Raw genomic sequence first — 18,369 nt, 5'->3', positions numbered from 1 at the left:
AAACAAAAAAATTTCTTTCTAAGGTGCTATTCTATACACAAAGCTGGTGCGTTTTGAGTTAGCTTTAATATTTACCATAAAAATCAATATGCTCTCTATTGCAGGCGTTGCCGTCGTGACACTTCTCTATGAAAGCGCCAACTCTCTGGTTTACCGAGCGATTCGGGAAGCAGATAACCAGCCGCTTATCCTCAAACTTCTCAAAGAAAGCTACCCCACACCTCAAGAATTGGTGCGCTACCGCACCGAATACCGCATCACCCAAGAGTTGAAAGAGGCGGGAGTCGTGCGAGTATATGACTTGCAAAAATACCAAAACAGCCTCGTGATGTTTGTGGAGGACTTTGGCGGCGAATCCTTGAAAATATGGATGCAGCAGCGAAAGTTTACTCTGGAGGAATTTCTGCAAATTGCGATCGCCACAACTGAAATTTTACGGCAAATTCATGCCACGCATATTATTCACAAAGATATTAACCCTTCTAATATTGTTTACAACCCGGAAACGAAACAATTAAAAATTATCGACTTTGGTATTTCCACTCAGCTAACCAGAGAAACGCCGACTCTGAAAAACCCCAACGTTTTAGAAGGCACATTAGCCTATATTTCACCCGAACAAACGGGGAGGATGAATCGCACTCTCGATTACCGCACTGACTTTTACTCACTCGGCGTTACATTTTACGAATTGCTGAGTGGAAAACTGCCTTTTCAGACAGAAGATGCTTTAGAGTTAGTTCACTGCCACATTGCCAGACAGCCAGTTGCCACGCACCAAATAGAGCCAGAAATTCCCCTAATTGTCTCTCAAATTGTCAGCAAGCTGATGGCGAAGAATGCAGAAAACCGCTATCAAACGGCCGGGGGGCTAAAGCACGATTTAGAGAGTTGTCTGGTTCAATTACAAGAAACGGGTAGCATAGAAGAATTTGACTTGGGAACGCGGGATATTACAGACCGTTTCCTGATTCCCGAAAAACTCTACGGCAGAGAAACTGAAGTTGATAATCTATTAGCAGCCTTTGAACGAGTCAGTACAGGTAGCGCCGAAATGATGCTGGTGGCTGGCTTTTCTGGAATTGGTAAAACCGCAGTAGTGAACGAAGTCCACAAGCCAATCGCCAGACAACGGGGCTATTTTATTAAAGGCAAATACGACCAATTTGGGCGCAATACTCCTTTCAGTGCATTTGTGCAAGCTTTTCGGGAATTGATGGCGCAATTATTATCAGAAAGTGATGCTCAGGTACAAACATGGAAAACCAAGGTTCTGACAGCAGTAGGCGAGAGTGGGCAAGTGCTGATTGACGTAATTCCTGAATTAGAACGCATCATTGGCGCTCAAAATCCTGCACTAGAACTGTCGGGGAGTGCCGCCCAAAATCGCTTCAATCTGCTGATGCAGAAATTTGTACAAGTATTTACCCAAGCCGAACATCCCTTAGTGATATTTTTGGATGATTTACAGTGGGCAGATTCGGCATCGCTGAAATTGTTACAACTGTTGATGGAGGATAGGGGGCATCTGTTAGTATTGGGTGCTTATCGGGATAATGAAGTCTCCCCTGTTCATCCGTTTATGTTGACAGTGGAGGAGATTATTAAGTCTGGGGCAGTGGTTAATACTATTACGTTGGAACCGTTGAGTTTAGCAGATATGAATCAGTTGGTAGCAGATACGCTGATTTGCGATTTATCTTTATCTCAACCTTTGACAGAATTGGTTTATCAAAAAACCAAAGGTAATCCCTTTTTCTCGACTCAATTCCTGAAGGCGTTGCAGGAAGATGGTCAAATTACTTTTGACTGGAATGTACGGCATTGGCAGTGCGATATTGCTCAAGCTAGACTTACCCACGCCTCGGATGTGGTGGAGTTTATGGCGGCGCAATTGCAGAAGTTGCCCAGAGAAAGTCAGGATGTTCTCAAGTTGGCGGCTTGCATTGGAGCGCAGTTTGATTTAGATACATTGGCAATAGTCCACGAAAAATTAACCGAACAAACGGCATCAGCATTGTGGAAAGCTTTGCAAGAAGGACTCATTTTACAGATTACAGAAGGCTATAGCTTAATTCAAACAGACGTTCAATCCCCGAATCAGTCTGTTACTAACCCAATTTATAACTTCCTGCACGATCGCGTCCAGCAAGCGGCTTATTCATTGATTCCCAACTATCAAAAACAAGCCAATCATCTCAAAATCGGACAGTTACTCCTGCAAAATTTATCAGAGAGCCAAATAGAGGAAAAACTGTTTGATATTGTTGGGCATTTGAATCTAGGAATTAAGGCGATCGCCCAACCAAGCGAACGGGAAGCCTTAGCACAACTTAACTTAAAAGCCGGACAGAAAGCCAGAAGCTCTACCGCCTACACTGCAGCAAAGATCTATCTCCAAACAGGGATTGAACTCTTGAGGGCCAACTGCTGGCAAACTCAATATGAATTGACCCTAAATCTTTACGTTGCTGCTGCCGAAGCCGCCTATTTGAATGCTGACAGTGAAGGCATGGAACAGATGGCAGCACTGGTGTTGCAAGAAGCTAAGACGATTTTAGACAAAGTTAAAATTTACGAAATTCAAATCGCTAGTTACGCAGCCCAAAGTCAGATGTCGGAGGCGATCGCAGTGGGCACAAAGGCACTGAAGCAATTAGGGATTGAATTACCCACCGAACTTGACAAAGCTTTGATTAGTAAAGCGCTACAAAACCTGGCCAGCCAACTCCAGGGTAGACAAATTCAAGAACTGGTTGACTTGCCTGTAAGGACAAATCCACAAACTCAGGCCGCTATGCAACTTTCTGGGATGTTACATACAGCAATTTTCCAGGCAATGCCGGGTTTGCTGCCACTACTTAGCTCCACGATGGTGAGTTTATCGCTCCAATTTGGGAATGCACCCGCATCGCCGGTGGGGTATGCAATTCATGGTATGGTGCTGTGTGCCTTTTTGGGAGAGGCGAAAACGGGCTATGACTTTGGGCAATTGGCACTCTCATTGCTAGATCGGTTCAATGTACGGGAATTCAAGTCTCTAATTCTGGTTTTGTTTGGGGCTTTTATTCAGCATCACCAAGAATCTCTCAGAGCAACGATACCGATACTGAAAGATGGCTTTAGGGCAGGCATCGAAACTGGCGATTTTTTATACGCTAGCTACAGCATAAACGCTTACTTTTTTTCTCATTTCTTAGCTGGGGTAGAACTAGACACTTGGGAAACCGAAATACTAAGTTACAGCGCTGCCTTGGCTCAAATGAAGCAATATTCTGCCCAGATTTTTTTGGATATTACGCAGCAGACAGCGAAGAACTTGAGGCAAGCCCATATTCTGTCGGATTGCCTAATAGGGACTGCCTACGATGAAACGGTGATGATTCCTAAGCACCATCAGACCAATGACCGGACGGTGATTGCTTTTATCTACATCTACAAACTACTGCTTGCCTACTTCTTTGGCAATTACACGGCTGCCCTAGACTATATTGCCCAAGCCAAAAAGTATTTGATGGCAGTATCGGGATTGGTTCTTGTTCCCATTTTCCATTTTTATGCAGCCCTGACGAACTTGGCACTTTTCCCCACCCAGCCAGAAACCAAGCAAGCTGAAATTCTCGCCGTTGTGGAAACTCATCAAAGCACTCTACACCAATGGGCGCAAAATGCTCCGATGAATTATCTGCATAAATGGTATTTAGTTGAGGCTGAACGGCAACGGATATTGGGTAATAAAGCCGAGGCGATTGAAATGTACGATCGCGCCATTTCTGGAGCCAAAGAAAATAAATTCCTCAACGAAGAAGCACTAGCTAACGAACTAGCAGCCAAATTTTATCTAGAATGGGGTAAAGAAAAATTTGCTCAAATCTACATAATTGAGGCGTATTATTGTTATATCCAATGGGGAGCCGCTGCTAAGGTAACGGATTTAGAAACGCGCTATTCCAACTTATTGAGACCTCTTCAATCGCCAAATAAAAACACTAAAAATACTGCATCCGTGACGACCACTGGTTCTGGTTTCAACTTAGATATCACCACAGTAATGAAAGCTTCTCAAGCGATTTCCGGTGAAATAATGCTAGATAAGCTAATGTCGATCTTGATGAAAATTTTGATGGAAAGTGCCGGAGCGGAAAGAGGATATCTAATTTTATCAAGTCATGGAAAACTGTTAATTGAAGCTGAAGGGAAAATAGATGACAATCCCGTTACCGTGTTGCAGTCAATCTCAGTTGAAACCTGTCAAGAACTTTCCAAAGCGATTGTCAATTATGTGGCCCGCACTCAAGAAAGCGTGGTACTAGATGATGCTGTCCGAGAGGGACAATTTACCAACGACCCCTACATCCAAAAGCATCAGCCCAAATCAATTTTATGTGTGCCGCTGATTAACCAATCTCAAATCATTAGTATTGTTTACCTAGAAAACAATCTCACAGCCGGAGCTTTTACGCCAGAAAGAGTGGAACTATTAAAAGTGTTATCTGGACAAGCGGCGATCTCGATCCAAAATTCTAAGCTTTATACAGAAGTCCGCGAAAGTGAGAACCGACTCGCTCAATTTTTAGAAGCAATTCCAGTGGGGGTGTCAGTGCTGGATGCTTCTGGCAAATTTTACTATAGTAATCGCGCTGCTATTCAATTATTAGGCAAAGGAGTTATTCCTGAAGTCACCAGCGAGCAACTACCAGAGGTTTATCAACTCTATCAAGCTGGAACAGAGGAGGAATATCCCTCTGCCGAATTGCCAACTACGCGGGCGTTGAGTGGCGAAAGTGCCACTGTAGATGATATGGAAATTCACCAAGGCAACAAGATTATTCCGATCGAAGCTTGGGGTACACCAATTTATGATGAAAACGACAATATTTCTTATGCAATTGTAGCCTTTCAAGATATCACGGAGCGCAAAAAAGCCGAAACAGAGCGAATCAGATTTACAGATGAATTGTTCCAACTCAACAAAGCTTACGAGCGTTTTGTCCCCAATCAGTTCCTCCAGTTTTTAGAGAAATCAAGCATTATTGATGTGGAATTGGGCGATCAGGTGCAGTTGGAAATGTCGGTACTTTTTTCTGACATTCGCGACTTCACCACGCTTTCGGAAAGTATGACACCGGAGGATAATTTCAAATTTATCAATTCCTATCTTTCTCGTATGGAACCAGTTATTAATGAAAATAACGGGTTTATTGATAAATATATTGGCGATGCAATTATGGCGCTGTTTAGTGGGGAAGCTGATAATGCTGTGAAAGCCGGAATTGCCATGCTGGACTGCCTCGTTGAATACAATCAAAATCGCGCCAATTGTGGTTATCCACCGATTCAGATTGGGATTGGCATCAATACTGGAACTTTGATGCTGGGAACGGTGGGCGGTCAAAATCGCATGGAGGGCACAGTAATTTCCGATGCGGTGAATTTGGCTTCTCGGGTGGAAAGTTTGACGAAAAATTATGGGGTGTCGCTGTTAATCACCCAGTCAACTTACTCGCGTTTAGAAAATCCATCTCAGTACGCAATCCGCACTCTCGACACGGTAAAAGTTAAGGGGAAATCTGAAGCGGTGACGGTTTATGAGGTGTTTGATGCTGACACGCCAGAAATTAAACAGGGCAAGTTAGCTACGCTGGAATTGTTTGCTGAAGCTTTGGCAATTTACTCCGAAGGGAAGTTGGCTGAAGGGGCGCGGCTGTTTGCCGAGTGTTGGCGTCAGAATCAGGGCGATCGCGTCTCTAAAATTTATTGGGAACGCTGTCAGTCTGCATTGATGAGTCGCAGCACAAAAATTAAAGACCGGCCACACAATTTAGATCCATGATAAAAGCCCAAAGCTCGATCGCTACATGGTTGGAAGGGGAGAGCATTTTCATTTTTCACGAGTGGTATTGGGGTGACGGTTGGGTGCAGTCTCGGTTGGACGGAGTGTGGCTGCTAGCGCTGAATTTCGAGCAAACGGCTAGTTTACTGCGGCTGCGGGAGTTTTTGGCGGGTAAGCAGAAAGCCTCCGAGTGATGTGAAGAGCGCTTCATTGAGGACTAGGATTAGGTCAAGATCCATCACAGCAGCGATCGCGGGCAAGGAGGGCAAAAGCAAGAGTAACCGAATTTTTCTGGCATTATCTAAACTTATGTCCCTGGGTAAAAACATACCGGAACATATCCTAGACTTTTCGCCCAATTCGGTATGCAACATTAGCTGTAAGTTGAGAAAAAGTAATTATCCTTGTCTTGTTAAAATGCTAAAATTAGCTTTACATGATTAATGGTAAAGCTGGGCAGTGCTTGTGTCAACAACTGTATATTTATAAATTTCAGTAAAACGTAATCAGCGAGCAGATTTATGTATACTCAACTTTCATTGTGGGAAGAGCCAAAAGCACAAAGCCAGAAACATGGTCAGCAATTATCTCTACCTGATGCCGAAATAATCATGTACCGCGACTTCTTCAATAACAATGAGAGCAACGAGATATTTGCGGAATTGTACGGCACTATTAATTGGAAGCAAGAGGTGGCTCTGCTTTTTGGCAAGCAAGTCGCTATACCGCGACTTACCGCATGGTACGGAGACGCAGGTAAATCTTACACTTACTCCAACATAAAAATGGAGCCTAATGTATGGACACCTACACTCCTAACAATCAAATCTAAAATAGAAGCAATAGCAGGTACATTGTTTAACAGCGTGTTGCTTAATCTATATCGCGACGGCAAAGATAGTGTAGCTTGGCACAGTGATGATGAATCAGAACTTGGTGAAAACCCAGCGATAGGTTCTGTAAGTTTTGGGGCTACTCGTCGTTTTATGCTCAGGCACAAATACCAAAAAGAAACGAAATTAGAAATTCAATTAACTCCTGGAAGCTTCCTGCTGATGAAAGGACAAACCCAGCATTTTTGGCAACACCAAATCCCGAAAGCAGCCAAAGTTACTCAACCAAGAATCAACCTTACTTTCAGGAAAGTAAGCTAAATGAATTAATGGTAATTTGTAATTTGCCTATGCGTTTATCTGCCTTTACTTGGGGTTTTAATAAAAAATATTGCAACTTTTGTTAACAGTAAAAGTAGCGATTTTAGCACAGCAATAACAGTACCGCCGAATTAGCGATCGCACGGGAGTGCCGCTGCTAAGGCTGAATTTGGGTCAAACGGCTAGTTTGTTGCGGCTGCGCGGGTTTTTGGCGGGTCAGCAGAAAGGCTCAGACTGATGTGAAGGCCGATCGCACTTATTGTCTCTCAAAGTCTCATTCTTCACGTTTAGCAATTTTGCCTGTTAAGGTGTAGTGCATCCCCTTAAGTTGTACCTCATCTTTATTCCCTAACTCTTTCAAGTTCCTTAACTAACTCGAAGCTAAATGTGATCGAACTATTGACATAACTTTAGCAACATATATATTAATAATTTGTAAATAGCTAGGTCGGGAGGAATAGAAATCTCGACAAAAATAATTATATCTGAAGATAGACGAATCCTAAATTAAACACAGCTAGCCTATATAACTAGCATCAAATAAAATACTTAAAAATTGCTTATAATAAATTGATTGATATAAGGAATTTTTAAGTAGATATTCAGATAAAAAAAAGGAAATTTATGGTACTAAGCATTATTGTTCACGGTGGAGCAAAAACCATCTCAGAAGACAAGGTAGCAGCCAACAATGCAGGCTGTACCGCAGCAGCAGAAGCTGGTTGGGCAGTGCTCGCAAGGGGGGGTACAGCAGCAGAAGCTGTTGAGGCAGCTATCCGGGTTCTGGAAGCTGACCAGACATTTAACGCAGGCTTTGGATCGGTTCTCAACAGCAAGGGAGAGGTAGAGCTAGACGCAGCGATGATGGAAGGTGGTTCATTAGCTTGGGGAGCCCTCGCCAATGTTCAAGGCGTGCGGCATCCCATCTCCGTGGCGCGAAAGATTATGGATACAAAACCCATGTTCTTAGTAGCGGATCACGCAGAACATTTTGCAGCAGAAAATGGAGCCGAGATGTCTGCAAAAGAAGACTTAATCGCGGATGAGCAACAGGAAGAGTGGGAGGAGGAAAAAGAAGTTATTGACCGCCCCAATACCGTTGGTTGTGTAGCTTTAGACAGCAGCGGCACCTTAGTTGCCGGTACCTCAACAGGCGGCACTATGAATAAGCCCGCCGGTCGCGTCGGCGACAGCGCCATTATCGGCTCAGGCTTGTTTGCTGACAGTCAACAGGGCGGTTGCTCGACCACAGGCGATGGCGAGTCGATTATACCAGTAGTTCTGGCGAAGACGGCGATCGACATTCTAGCGTCCGGCAAGCACCCAGATGAAGCAGCGCAGATGGCTATTGAGACTCTGGCATCTAAGGTGGCAGGAGAAGCTGGGTGCATCCTCATAGACCCTCAAGGGCGGGTTGGCTGGGCGCATAACTCAACCGACATGGCTTGTGCTTATAGAACCTCAGAAATGGACAAGGTGGCTGTGTTCACTAAGAAAAAACAACTCGTCCATCATTGAAATTATTGAGGTTGCATTCTCCCTAGTTGGAGAGTGTTAAAATTCCGCAACTAATATCTTGTTTCCTAGGTATTAAGTAGCTGGACATCAATAAACATTTTTTCAATTTGTAGGGCGGGCATTGCCCACCCTACTTTTAATTGTGTCGAGCTACTTAGTGGCCGGCAAAACAGTTCAATTCAAACTCGACTTGAAGGTTTATTATGAACTCAACATACGACTTTCCTTACTTTCAGGGTAATTCTCTTTCCGATTTATTTGCTGCAGACATCACAGATGCACGTTATGCGTTCATCCTAAATTACCCTGCAACTGCCAGTTGGGCTGCTTACCCCAACAGGGAAAAATACTTTATTCAAGACGGCAGCAGTGAAGCCACCAAAACTTCTTTCGACAAGATTGGTCAGAAGGAACCTTGGAAAAATCTGGCTGTGTTAGGCGATGCCATCCCAGGGATTGTGATTAATTCGCCGCCGAACTCGCTGATGGATTATTGGCGGGAGCATTTTGGCTTCAGCTACAGCAGTATGGAGATGATAGACTGCTCAACTTATCTCGAAGATCTCAGCGTAAGCGATCGCTTTGACAAACTCCTCACTCTATTTCCCTTCGACAATCTCAAACCAGAAAAACACGCCGTCCATCCCGACATCCACTACCACTTGCTCAGCAAAGCAACGCTAGCAGAATTAGGCGTGCAATGTCCGAAATACCAAACCTACAATCTGCACGAAGTCAATCTCGAAAGCATTCAGTTACCCGAGAAATTCCCCTACTTGATTAAAGCATCCCACGGACTTTCTGGAGAAGGGACTTATATTATCAAAAGCGCCAGCGATCTGAACTACTGCTTGCAGGAAGTGAGGAAATATCTGGATATTAAGTTGCTGGATACGATTATTGTCTCGGAATTCGTCAAGAATGAAGTGCAGAACTACTGCGTGCAGTTCTATGTAAGCAAAACGGGAAATATCACGCTTATCGGCACTACCAGCCAACTTGTCACCCCAGAGGGCAGCTATTTAGGGGGACTAATTCACTACCGCGAAACCGACATGAGTAGGTTTTTTGAGATGATTGCCGCTATTGGTAAATATGCTCACCAACAGGGTTATTTCGGCGTTATTGGCTTCGACGTGCTAGAAGACTCTGAGGGAGAGTTGTATGCCATTGATGCCAATTTCCGAGTTAATGGCTCGACTCCGCTTTGTGTGCAGCGCCATACCTTACTGGGGCTGGGAAAGGAGGTGGCTCAATATTCCAGTAGCTGGCGAATGGATGGGACTTTGGAATCGATTCTTGTCACGCTGAAACCAGAACTCGCTCGCAAGGACTTGATAATCCTGTCGGCTTTAGAGAAGGTTAAATACGGAAAAATCTACACGGAAATGTACGGGATAGTTGCGGGTGAGGATATGAAGGAAATGCAGCACATTGAGGATAATTTGCACAGTAAGGGATTGCAGCAATTTGGTTGATATCTACTCTACCCATTGCAGCGGTTATGGGGTTTTCCCGGTCATTTGGCGCGCACCACCAACACCGAACAAGGAGCCTCAGCGACAACCTCAGCACTCACCGAGCCCTCCAAAATTCGCTTTAAACCAGTCAAACCCCGACAGCCGATCGCAATTAAATCCGCCTTATAAATATTAGCCAAACGCACAATTTCTTCTGCAGGTTGTCCCGAAACAATCTCCAATTCGCTCTGGCAAGGCAACTTTTCCTGATAAGATTGCAGTAACTTCTCCACCTCTCGGTAAGCAATCTCATCTCCCTGAGCGTGAGGTCGATCGACAACCGCGTCAAAATCCGACATACCAGAACTGACAACATGAACTAGAATCACCTTTGCCGTCGGTTCTAGCTGAAATTGTCCTACAACTTGCAAAACCCGTTCTGCAAGCTCTGAATTGTCGATCGCTACCAAAACAGTATTCAATACCATGCACCTTTAAACCTGAGATATTTAGACTTTAAATATTTCGTTGATTGTTGCCTACTTTCCCCTATTTTCGCGCTTCCCACCCACATCATTATTACCTACCCAGAAACCCGGTTTCTTAACATAATTGCGTCATTTAAGCAAGATTCTTGAAGAAACCGGGTTTCTTAAGCCCGCAGTGCGTAAGTAGGTAAGTGCAAATAAATTGGACCGCTTGTCACAGAATGTAAAGCTACCATAATCGCAAGAGAATTGCTTCCTTTCATTGCATTTCACTCGCTTTTGACTACCTCTGTATTTTGCCGATCATCTACTTAAATCTACCCTCTAAAACTCACCCTTTCCCTCATTTTCAGTCCGCAGCCGCACCGAATCAGCGTGAGAAGGAAGCCCCTCTGCTTCCGCCAAAACATTAATCGCCCTACTCACCTTCTTAAGTGCAGCAGGCGAATACTGAATCAAACTCGAATGCTTCATAAAAGTTTCGACACCCAGCGGCGACGCATAGCGCGGAGCCCCAGAAGTCGGCAAAGTGTGATTCGGGCCAGCCAAATAATCACCTACAGCTTCCGGCGTCGAGCAGCCCAAGAAAATCGCCCCAGCGTGGCGAATTTGGTCGAGCAAAGCCCAGGGATCTGCAACTTGCAATTCCAAGTGTTCCGGGGCAAACTCGTTAGAGAGTTCCGCCGCCGCTTTGAGCGAGTCAACTACCACGACTAAACCATAGTTGGCGATCGCCTTTTCTGTTAAAGTTCGGCGCGGGTGATTTGCCAACTGTCTGTCTACCTCAGCCACCACCTTCCTAGCCAGCACCGAATCCGCCGTCAGCAAAATTGCCGACGCCATCGAATCGTGCTCAGCTTGAGCCAACATATCCGCAGCCACGTGCACGGGATTCGCCGAACCATCCGCAATAATCAACACCTCCGACGGGCCAGCCAGAGAATCGATCCCCACAGTCCCGTAAACCAGTTTTTTAGCCAGAGTGACGTAAATATTCCCCGGCCCAGTAACTAAATCCACCTTCGGAATAGTTTCCGTACCGTAGGCCAAAGCCGCGATCGCCTGCGCCCCGCCGACCCGATAAATCTCATCAACTCCCGCTTCCTGAGCCGCTACCAGCACCGCAGGATTCATTTTCTTCTCCTGTCCGGGGGGAGTACACATCACCAGTCTCGGCACCTTGGCGACCTTCGCAGGCACCGCATTCATGATCACCGAGCTCGGATAGGACGCCTGACCCCCAGGAATGTAGATTCCCGCTCGATCGACCGGCGTGTAGCGCTTGCCCAAAACAATCTCGTCATCGCCAAACTGCACCCAAGACTTGGGTACGCGCTGTCGGTGAAACGCCTCTACCTGTTTGCAAGCCAGCCGGATGGCATTTAATAATTCTTTCGACACCTGCTGGTAAGCAGCATCCAGTTCGGCGCCGCTGACCCGTAAATCTTCCACATTTAGGGTCATGCGGTCAAATTCAGCAGTGTAGTGCAGCACAGCCTGATCGCCTCTGCGCCTTACAGCTTGCAGCACCTCCCGCACGGTGGCTTCTTTGTGAACGACAAGTTCGTCATGGGTGCGATCGCAGATCCGTCGCAGTTCAGCTTGTGCCTCAACCCACTGAGTAATGATTCGCAGCATGGAGATTAGGAATGCCGTCTATAACTTCACTAACATTTGCTTGACAATTGGGGATTTTTGTGGCGTTCTCCTAGAGAAGTAGGCCACCACCAGTCCACAAGCTTAAACCGCGAGAGTCGCGGCATTTTCCAAGGCTTCAGTGCAGCGTTTAAATCTCTGTCGAGGATTTTGCAACACTGAGGACAAGTCACAATCTTCTCTAGGAATTGCCCGCCAGAGAACCGGGTGCCCGGTGAGAGGGTTGGAACGCAGAAGGGGAGAGTGTCCGACCCCGATAATATCCGAGAGGGAGAGTGTTCGAGCGGAAGAATTTTGATTCTGCCTTCTACTTTCTACCTTCAGATCCGTTGCTGTCTTCTACCTTCTACCTTCTACCTTCAGCTTTTTACCTTCTACCTTCGGTAAGTGCTTCTTGCCGAAGCCCAAATAACCCGTATTCTTTGTTATAGCTTAACTTGGATTTTTCAGAGAATTGGATTTTAAGCAGAATAGGTGCTATATTAGTTTTTCCAACACCTGATAATTTTTTTATAAAAAAACGCCAAATTATTGTATACTTGAAAATTGCGCGCAAGAAACCGTGACTTTAACTCGTGACGGTGGAAACACCGCAAAACGCCTCTGTAAGACCCATGTCCTACCTTATGGGTATTGTCAGGGGTAAAAAACAGGCAGTTAAATGAGTCAATAAAAAATTATTGCGCGGGCGTCGCCAAAAAGTAGCCACAGACTCAGCTCAATCTGAGCTAATGGAAAGTTGGCTGTCTCACTCCGCCTTTAAAAATCAAGCTTTTTGCGGATCGATCCCGAAAAGGTTGTCCTTCAAAATCCCCGTGTCTTGGGACTCTCTTGAGACTAGGGTGTATCAATGAATACCTACTTCCAGCAACTGAACTATGGCAAATATTAAGTCCGCCGTCAAACGAGTCAAAATCGCCGAACGTAACCGCTTGTACAACAAATCTTACAAGTCAGCGGTCAAAACTTTGATGAAGAAGTATTTCGCTGCCGTAGACAAGTACGCCGCGGCTCCGAGCCCGGAATTAATGCAAGAAGTCCAGCAGCGAATGTCTGAGGCCTACAGCAAAATTGACAAAGCTGTCAAAAAAGGTGTACTCCACCGCAACAACGGCGCTCGCAAAAAGTCCCGCTTGGCAAGAACCCTCAAGCCGCACGAAGTATCGGTAGCATCTTAAGGAAGCAGAAAGTTCGGCAACGAAGCAGTGTACAAGATTGAAGGGATGGATGTTGAGGGAAGAAGTCAAGGGTGAAGAAGTCAAGCGTGAAGAAGGAAGAAGAAAGAAAGAAGACGGAACATTTTTCCCACACACTCTCGGCCACTCCCACTCCCAGACTCTCTCACTCCCCCTCGCCCTATCCCACCAGGACTCTCCCGTATCATTTCTAATCTGCTTCCCCCATGCAGCTCATCGACACTCACGTTCATATCAACTTTGAGACCTACAAATCTGAGTTAGAAGCCATTCGAGAACGCTGGCGCGAAGCTGGTGTAGTTCGGTTGGTTCATTCTTGTGTAGAGCCAGAAGAATTTGCCGGCATTCAAGCAATCGCCAATCAGTTTGCCGAAGTCTCGTTTGCGGTTGGACTCCACCCCCTAGATGCCGAGAAGTGGACAGACGAGACGGCGAGCCAGATTAGGGAATTAGCGAATTCGGACTCTAGGGTAGTGGCGATCGGCGAAACCGGACTGGACTTTTATAAAGCTGACGATCGAGAACATCAGTTTAAAGTGTTTGAGGCACAGCTTGAAATCGCCCAGGAACTTGACAAACCAGTCATTATCCACTGTCGCGACGCCGCAGCCCCAATGGCCGAAATGCTGAGGAACTTTTGGCAGACTCGCGGGCCAGTGCGCGGGGTCATGCACTGCTGGGGAGGCACACCCGAAGAAACCCAGTGGTTTTTAGACCTAGGTTTCTACATCAGTTTTAGCGGAACAGTAACCTTTAAAAAAGCCTTGCAAATACAAGAATCAGCTTGTATGGTAAATAGCGATCGCATCCTAGTCGAGACAGATTGCCCTTTTCTCGCCCCCGTACCCCAGCGGGGAAAACGCAACGAACCAGCCTACGTCTACTACGTAGCCGAGCAAGTTGCTAAATTGAGAGGAGTTTCTCTCTTAACTTTGTCCCAGCAGACAACCGAAAATGCCTGTCAGCTATTCGGCTTTTCAGTTTAGTTATAGCAGAACAGAGAAACGAGGAAAACAGGTCGATTTAGGAGCCAGCGATCGGGACAATTTCATTTCTATCCTGCCGGAAAAACCGGATTCATCCTTTATTGGAGATTCTTTTAGCGTTGCCTGCTGCGATCGGATTTGCGTCCTATAATAAAAAGAACCGCCCGATCGGGCGTTGGCTTAGTATCCGCGACTGCGATGTCGCCCCGGAAATGCCAACACAACGCGAGTACGCTAACCTTCGGGATCGGCAAAAACTTCACGCAATACCTCAAACTTACACACTCAAACTTACACATCAGAAGAAACTTGGAACCTCAGCAATTTGGCAATAGCTGTCAAGTCAATTTTAGGAGTCAAAAGTGTAGGGAATTTACCCCGGGATACCACGATATCGGAGCTAAAAGCATCGGAATCGAAACTAAAATTCGCACAAAAACACTGCGAGCCACCAGCAAAAATAACCGTTGCAGCAGTTGGCAGGCGATCGAAAACATCATATAAATTCTCTCACACAATCAATCAAAAAAACGCAACAAGGTAAAAAAGCCCAGCCTTGGCGCCATGTAAAAAGCTAGAGCCACTGCGGAAAAAGGACCCCCATGACCACTAAAGATTACACAGAATTCGCCTTCACCTTGCCCGATTTGATCGAAATCCAGCGGGCAAGTTTTCGCTGGTTCCTAGAAGCCGGGCTGATCGAAGAACTCGACAGCTTCTCCCCGATTACAGACTACACGGGGAAGCTGGAACTCCACTTCATGGGCAAAGACTTCAAACTCAAGCGCCCGAAATACGACGTGGACGAAGCCAAGCGCAGGGACAGCACCTACTCGGTGCAAATGTATGTACCCACCCGCCTGATTAACAAAGAAACAGGGGAAATCAAAGAACAAGAAGTCTTCATCGGCGACTTGCCCTTGATGACCGAGCGCGGCACTTTCATCATCAACGGCGCGGAACGGGTGATAGTCAACCAAATCGTGCGTTCCCCAGGCGTCTACTACAAATCGGAAACCGACAAAAACGGTCGCCGTTCCTACAACGCCTCGCTCATCCCCAACCGAGGCGCTTGGCTGAAATTTGAAACAGACAAAAACGATTTAGTCTGGGTCAGAATCGACAAAACGCGCAAACTATCGGCTCAGGTGCTGCTCAAAGCCCTCGGACTCACAGACGGCGAAATCTACGACTCCCTGCGGCACCCGGAATACTTCCAAAAAACGATCGAGAAAGAAGGACAATTCGGCGAAGAAGAAGCTTTGATGGAGCTCTACCGCAAACTCCGTCCCGGCGAACCCCCCACCGTGGCGGGCGGCGAACAGCTCCTCAACTCGCGCTTTTTCGACCCCAAACGCTACGATTTGGGCCGAGTCGGCCGCTACAAACTCAACAAAAAATTGCGCTTGACAGTCCCCGATACCATGCGGGTGCTGACATCGCAAGATATATTGACGGCGATAGACTACTTAATTAACCTCGAATTCGACATCGGCTCGACAGACGACATCGACCACTTAGGCAACCGTCGCGTCCGCAGTGTCGGAGAACTGCTGCAAAACCAAGTGCGCGTCGGACTCAACCGCTTAGAACGGATTATCCGCGAAAGAATGACCGTCTCGGATGCCGACTCCCTCAGCCCCGCTTCTCTGGTCAACCCCAAACCGCTGGTAGCAGCAATCAAGGAATTCTTCGGTTCCTCCCAGCTATCGCAGTTCATGGATCAAACCAACCCTCTGGCAGAACTGACGCACAAACGTCGGCTTTCCGCCTTGGGCCCAGGAGGTCTGACTCGGGAACGCGCCGGGTTTGCAGTGCGGGACATTCACCCCTCCCACTACGGCCGGATTTGCCCGATCGAAACACCAGAAGGCCCCAACGCCGGTCTGATCGGTTCCTTGGCAACCCACGCCCGCGTCAACCCATACGGCTTCATTGAAACTCCTTTTTATCCAGTCGAAAAAGGACGGGTGCTGCGCGACAAAGCCCCTGTTTACATGACAGCCGACGAAGAAGACGATTTGCGCGTCGCCCCCGGAGACATCAGTCTCGACGAAAACAACAACCTATTGGGCGAAACTGTAGCCGTCCGCTACCGCCAAGAATTTACGACGACTACACCGATGCAGGTGGACTACATGGCGATTTCGCCCGTGCAAATCGTCTCCGTCGCGACATCGCTGATTCCGTTCCTGGAACACGACGACGCCAACCGAGCTCTGATGGGATCGAATATGCAGCGGCAAGCTGTGCCGCTACTGAAACCAGAACGACCGCTAGTCGGTACGGGGTTGGAAGCTCAGGCGGCCCGAGATTCCGGGATGGTTGTGGTTTCCCGGATCGACGGCGAGGTGATTTACATCGACGCTACCCGGATTATTGTCAAACCCCTGGCTGTAGATGCCGAATCGAATTCCAGCGAAGAACATTTCCTGATTAAGGAATACGACGATCTCAAAGTCAAACAGCCCTCGGTTTGGAAGCAAAAATATGCTGGCTGCATCGAACACGAACTGCAAAAATATCAGCGCTCTAACCAAGATACTTGTTTAAACCAGCGTCCGCTGATTTATGAGGGCGATCGAGTCGTAGCAGGTCAAGTGCTCGCTGACGGTTCCTCCACCGAAGGGGCAGAACTCGCTCTGGGTCACAACATCCTCGTAGCTTATATGCCTTGGGAAGGCTACAACTACGAAGACGCGATGCTAATTAGCGAGCGTTTGGTGTACGAAGATGTCTACACTTCGATCCACATTGAAAAATATGAAATCGAAGCCCGCCAAACCAAACTCGGGCCCGAAGAAATCACCCGCGAAATTCCTAACGTCGGCGAAGACGCGCTGCGCCAGCTAGACGAACAGGGCATTATCCGCAAAGGTGCTTGGGTGGAAGCCAGCGACATCCTAGTCGGCAAAGTCACCCCCAAGGGCGAATCCGACCAACCGCCGGAAGAAAAACTGCTGAGGGCAATCTTCGGCGAAAAAGCCCGCGACGTGCGCGACAATTCCCTCCGCGTCCCTAACGGCGAAAAAGGCCGCGTGGTGGACGTGCGGGTCTTTACCCGCGAACAGGGCGACGAACTGCCCCCCGGCGCCAACATGGTCGTCCGCGTCTACGTAGCTCAAAAGCGGAAAATTCAAGTCGGCGACAAAATGGCCGGCCGCCACGGGAATAAGGGTATTGTGTCCCGGATTCTGCCGATGGAGGATATGCCTTATTTGCCCGACGGGACTCCGGTTGACATAGTGCTCAATCCCTTGGGCGTACCGTCGCGGATGAACGTGGGTCAGATTTTTGAGTGCTTGCTGGGATGGGCGGGCGAAAATCTGTCCATGCGGTTCAAGATGGTGCCTTTTGATGAAATGCACGGCGCTGAAAAGTCGCGGGAAACCGTGCACGGCAAGCTGCAGGAAGCCCGCGAAAAAACCGGCAAGCCTTGGGTGTTTAACGAAAAGCACCCCGGCAAGACTATTGTCTACGATGGCCGAACAGGGGAACCGTTCGATCGCCCCATCACAGTCGGCATCGCCTATATGCTGAAGCTGGTTCACTTGGTAGACGATAAGATCCACGCCCGCAGCACAGGCCCTTACTCGCTGGTAACGCAGCAGCCTTTGGGCGGCAAAGCGCAGCAGGGGGGTCAGCGGTTCGGAGAAATGGAAGTCTGGGCTCTGGAAGCGTTCGGCGCAGCTTATACTTTACAAGAGTTGCTGACTGTGAAGTCGGACGATATGCAGGGACGGAATGAAGCGCTGAATGCGATCGTCAAAGGCAAAGCTATTCCGCGGCCCGGTACGCCGGAATCTTTCAAGGTGCTGATGCGGGAGTTGCAGTCTTTGTGCTTGGATATTGCTGTGCACAAGGTGAATACGTCCGACGAGGGCAGCGAGCACGTTGAGGTGGATTTGATGGCAGATGCTGGGGGCAAGCGATCGCCCTCCCGGCCTACTTACGAATCGCTTTCTCGTGACGAACTTGACGAGGATTAGGCATTAAAGATTAAAGATTAAAGATTTTTTGACCGGATTCAATTCTTTAATCTTTAATCGACAATCTCAAATTAAAATGCCTCAGCAGT

Annotated in this window: 11 protein-coding genes; 9 read left to right on the top strand and 2 right to left on the bottom strand. The window is 47.3% G+C overall.

Annotated features, from left to right (window positions below):
- The first annotated feature begins 88 nt into the window (after positions 1 to 88).
- The 5 genes from QUA71_RS22290 (at position 89) to QUA71_RS22270 (ending at position 9,983) form a co-directional block, all read left to right on the top strand.
- On the top strand, positions 89 to 5,833 hold the full coding sequence (locus tag QUA71_RS22290; RefSeq protein ID WP_333288356.1) for an AAA family ATPase: 5,745 nt from the start codon (positions 89 to 91) through the stop codon (positions 5,831 to 5,833).
- Complete coding sequence (locus QUA71_RS22285) at positions 5,830 to 6,027, top strand: hypothetical protein (RefSeq protein ID WP_333288364.1); 198 nt, start codon at positions 5,830 to 5,832, stop codon at positions 6,025 to 6,027. Before QUA71_RS22290 ends, QUA71_RS22285 begins: the two co-directional genes overlap by 4 nt.
- A 327-nt stretch (positions 6,028 to 6,354) precedes the next feature.
- On the top strand, positions 6,355 to 6,987 hold the full coding sequence (locus tag QUA71_RS22280) for an alpha-ketoglutarate-dependent dioxygenase AlkB (RefSeq protein ID WP_333288354.1): 633 nt from the start codon (positions 6,355 to 6,357) through the stop codon (positions 6,985 to 6,987).
- A gap of 624 nt (positions 6,988 to 7,611) precedes the next feature.
- Positions 7,612 to 8,505, top strand: coding sequence for an isoaspartyl peptidase/L-asparaginase family protein (locus QUA71_RS22275; protein ID WP_333288353.1), 894 nt, complete (start codon positions 7,612 to 7,614; stop codon positions 8,503 to 8,505).
- 203 nt (positions 8,506 to 8,708) lie between these two features.
- A complete protein-coding gene (locus tag QUA71_RS22270) occupies positions 8,709 to 9,983 on the top strand; it encodes a carbamoylphosphate synthase large subunit (RefSeq protein ID WP_333288351.1) in 1,275 nt (424 codons plus the stop codon).
- Between the two features lie 41 nt (positions 9,984 to 10,024).
- Here the strand turns inward: QUA71_RS22270 and QUA71_RS22265 are convergent, their stop codons facing one another.
- Complete coding sequence (locus QUA71_RS22265; RefSeq protein ID WP_333063490.1) at positions 10,025 to 10,453, bottom strand: universal stress protein; 429 nt, start codon at positions 10,451 to 10,453, stop codon at positions 10,025 to 10,027.
- Positions 10,454 to 10,777: 324 nt separating this feature from the next.
- Positions 10,778 to 12,091, bottom strand: coding sequence for a histidinol dehydrogenase (gene hisD, locus QUA71_RS22260; protein ID WP_006632885.1), 1,314 nt, complete (start codon positions 12,089 to 12,091; stop codon positions 10,778 to 10,780).
- Positions 12,092 to 12,987: 896 nt separating this feature from the next.
- Here hisD and rpsT point away from each other — a divergent pair.
- From rpsT to rpoB, 4 genes are all read left to right on the top strand, one after another.
- Positions 12,988 to 13,287 carry a 30S ribosomal protein S20 gene (gene rpsT / locus QUA71_RS22255; RefSeq protein WP_006632886.1) on the top strand — a complete coding sequence of 100 codons (300 nt, stop codon included), beginning with the start codon at positions 12,988 to 12,990 and terminating at the stop codon, positions 13,285 to 13,287.
- A gap of 224 nt (positions 13,288 to 13,511) precedes the next feature.
- A complete protein-coding gene (locus QUA71_RS22250) occupies positions 13,512 to 14,291 on the top strand; it encodes a TatD family hydrolase (protein WP_190660454.1) in 780 nt (259 codons plus the stop codon).
- Complete coding sequence (locus tag QUA71_RS22245; protein ID WP_333288348.1) at positions 14,260 to 14,442, top strand: hypothetical protein; 183 nt, start codon at positions 14,260 to 14,262, stop codon at positions 14,440 to 14,442. The genes QUA71_RS22250 and QUA71_RS22245 overlap by 32 nt, the downstream gene beginning before the upstream one ends.
- A gap of 451 nt (positions 14,443 to 14,893) precedes the next feature.
- Positions 14,894 to 18,280, top strand: a complete 3,387-nt coding sequence (gene rpoB, locus QUA71_RS22240; protein WP_333041547.1) for a DNA-directed RNA polymerase subunit beta — start codon at positions 14,894 to 14,896, stop codon at positions 18,278 to 18,280.
- The last annotated feature ends 89 nt before the right edge of the window (positions 18,281 to 18,369 follow it).

The sequence above is a fragment of the Microcoleus sp. MON1_C5 genome, from assembly GCF_036701875.1.
Classification (GTDB): domain Bacteria; phylum Cyanobacteriota; class Cyanobacteriia; order Cyanobacteriales; family Microcoleaceae; genus Microcoleus.
The sequence above is the reverse complement of the archived record's forward strand: the minus strand, read 5'-3'. Positions and strand labels throughout refer to the sequence as shown.

Excerpts from the sequence above, each read along its gene's own strand:
- QUA71_RS22290 (WP_333288356.1), top strand. The coding sequence starts at position 89 with ATGCTCTCTATTGCAGGCGTTGCCGTCGTGACACTTCTCTATGAAAGC.
- QUA71_RS22285 (WP_333288364.1), top strand. The coding sequence starts at position 5,830 with ATGATAAAAGCCCAAAGCTCGATCGCTACATGGTTGGAAGGGGAGAGC.
- QUA71_RS22280 (WP_333288354.1), top strand. The coding sequence starts at position 6,355 with ATGTATACTCAACTTTCATTGTGGGAAGAGCCAAAAGCACAAAGCCAG.
- QUA71_RS22275 (WP_333288353.1), top strand. The coding sequence starts at position 7,612 with ATGGTACTAAGCATTATTGTTCACGGTGGAGCAAAAACCATCTCAGAA.
- QUA71_RS22270 (WP_333288351.1), top strand. The coding sequence starts at position 8,709 with ATGAACTCAACATACGACTTTCCTTACTTTCAGGGTAATTCTCTTTCC.
- QUA71_RS22265 (WP_333063490.1), bottom strand. The coding sequence starts at position 10,453 with ATGGTATTGAATACTGTTTTGGTAGCGATCGACAATTCAGAGCTTGCA.
- hisD (WP_006632885.1), bottom strand. The coding sequence starts at position 12,091 with ATGCTGCGAATCATTACTCAGTGGGTTGAGGCACAAGCTGAACTGCGA.
- rpsT (WP_006632886.1), top strand. The coding sequence starts at position 12,988 with ATGGCAAATATTAAGTCCGCCGTCAAACGAGTCAAAATCGCCGAACGT.
- QUA71_RS22250 (WP_190660454.1), top strand. The coding sequence starts at position 13,512 with ATGCAGCTCATCGACACTCACGTTCATATCAACTTTGAGACCTACAAA.
- QUA71_RS22245 (WP_333288348.1), top strand. The coding sequence starts at position 14,260 with ATGCCTGTCAGCTATTCGGCTTTTCAGTTTAGTTATAGCAGAACAGAG.
- rpoB (WP_333041547.1), top strand. The coding sequence starts at position 14,894 with ATGACCACTAAAGATTACACAGAATTCGCCTTCACCTTGCCCGATTTG.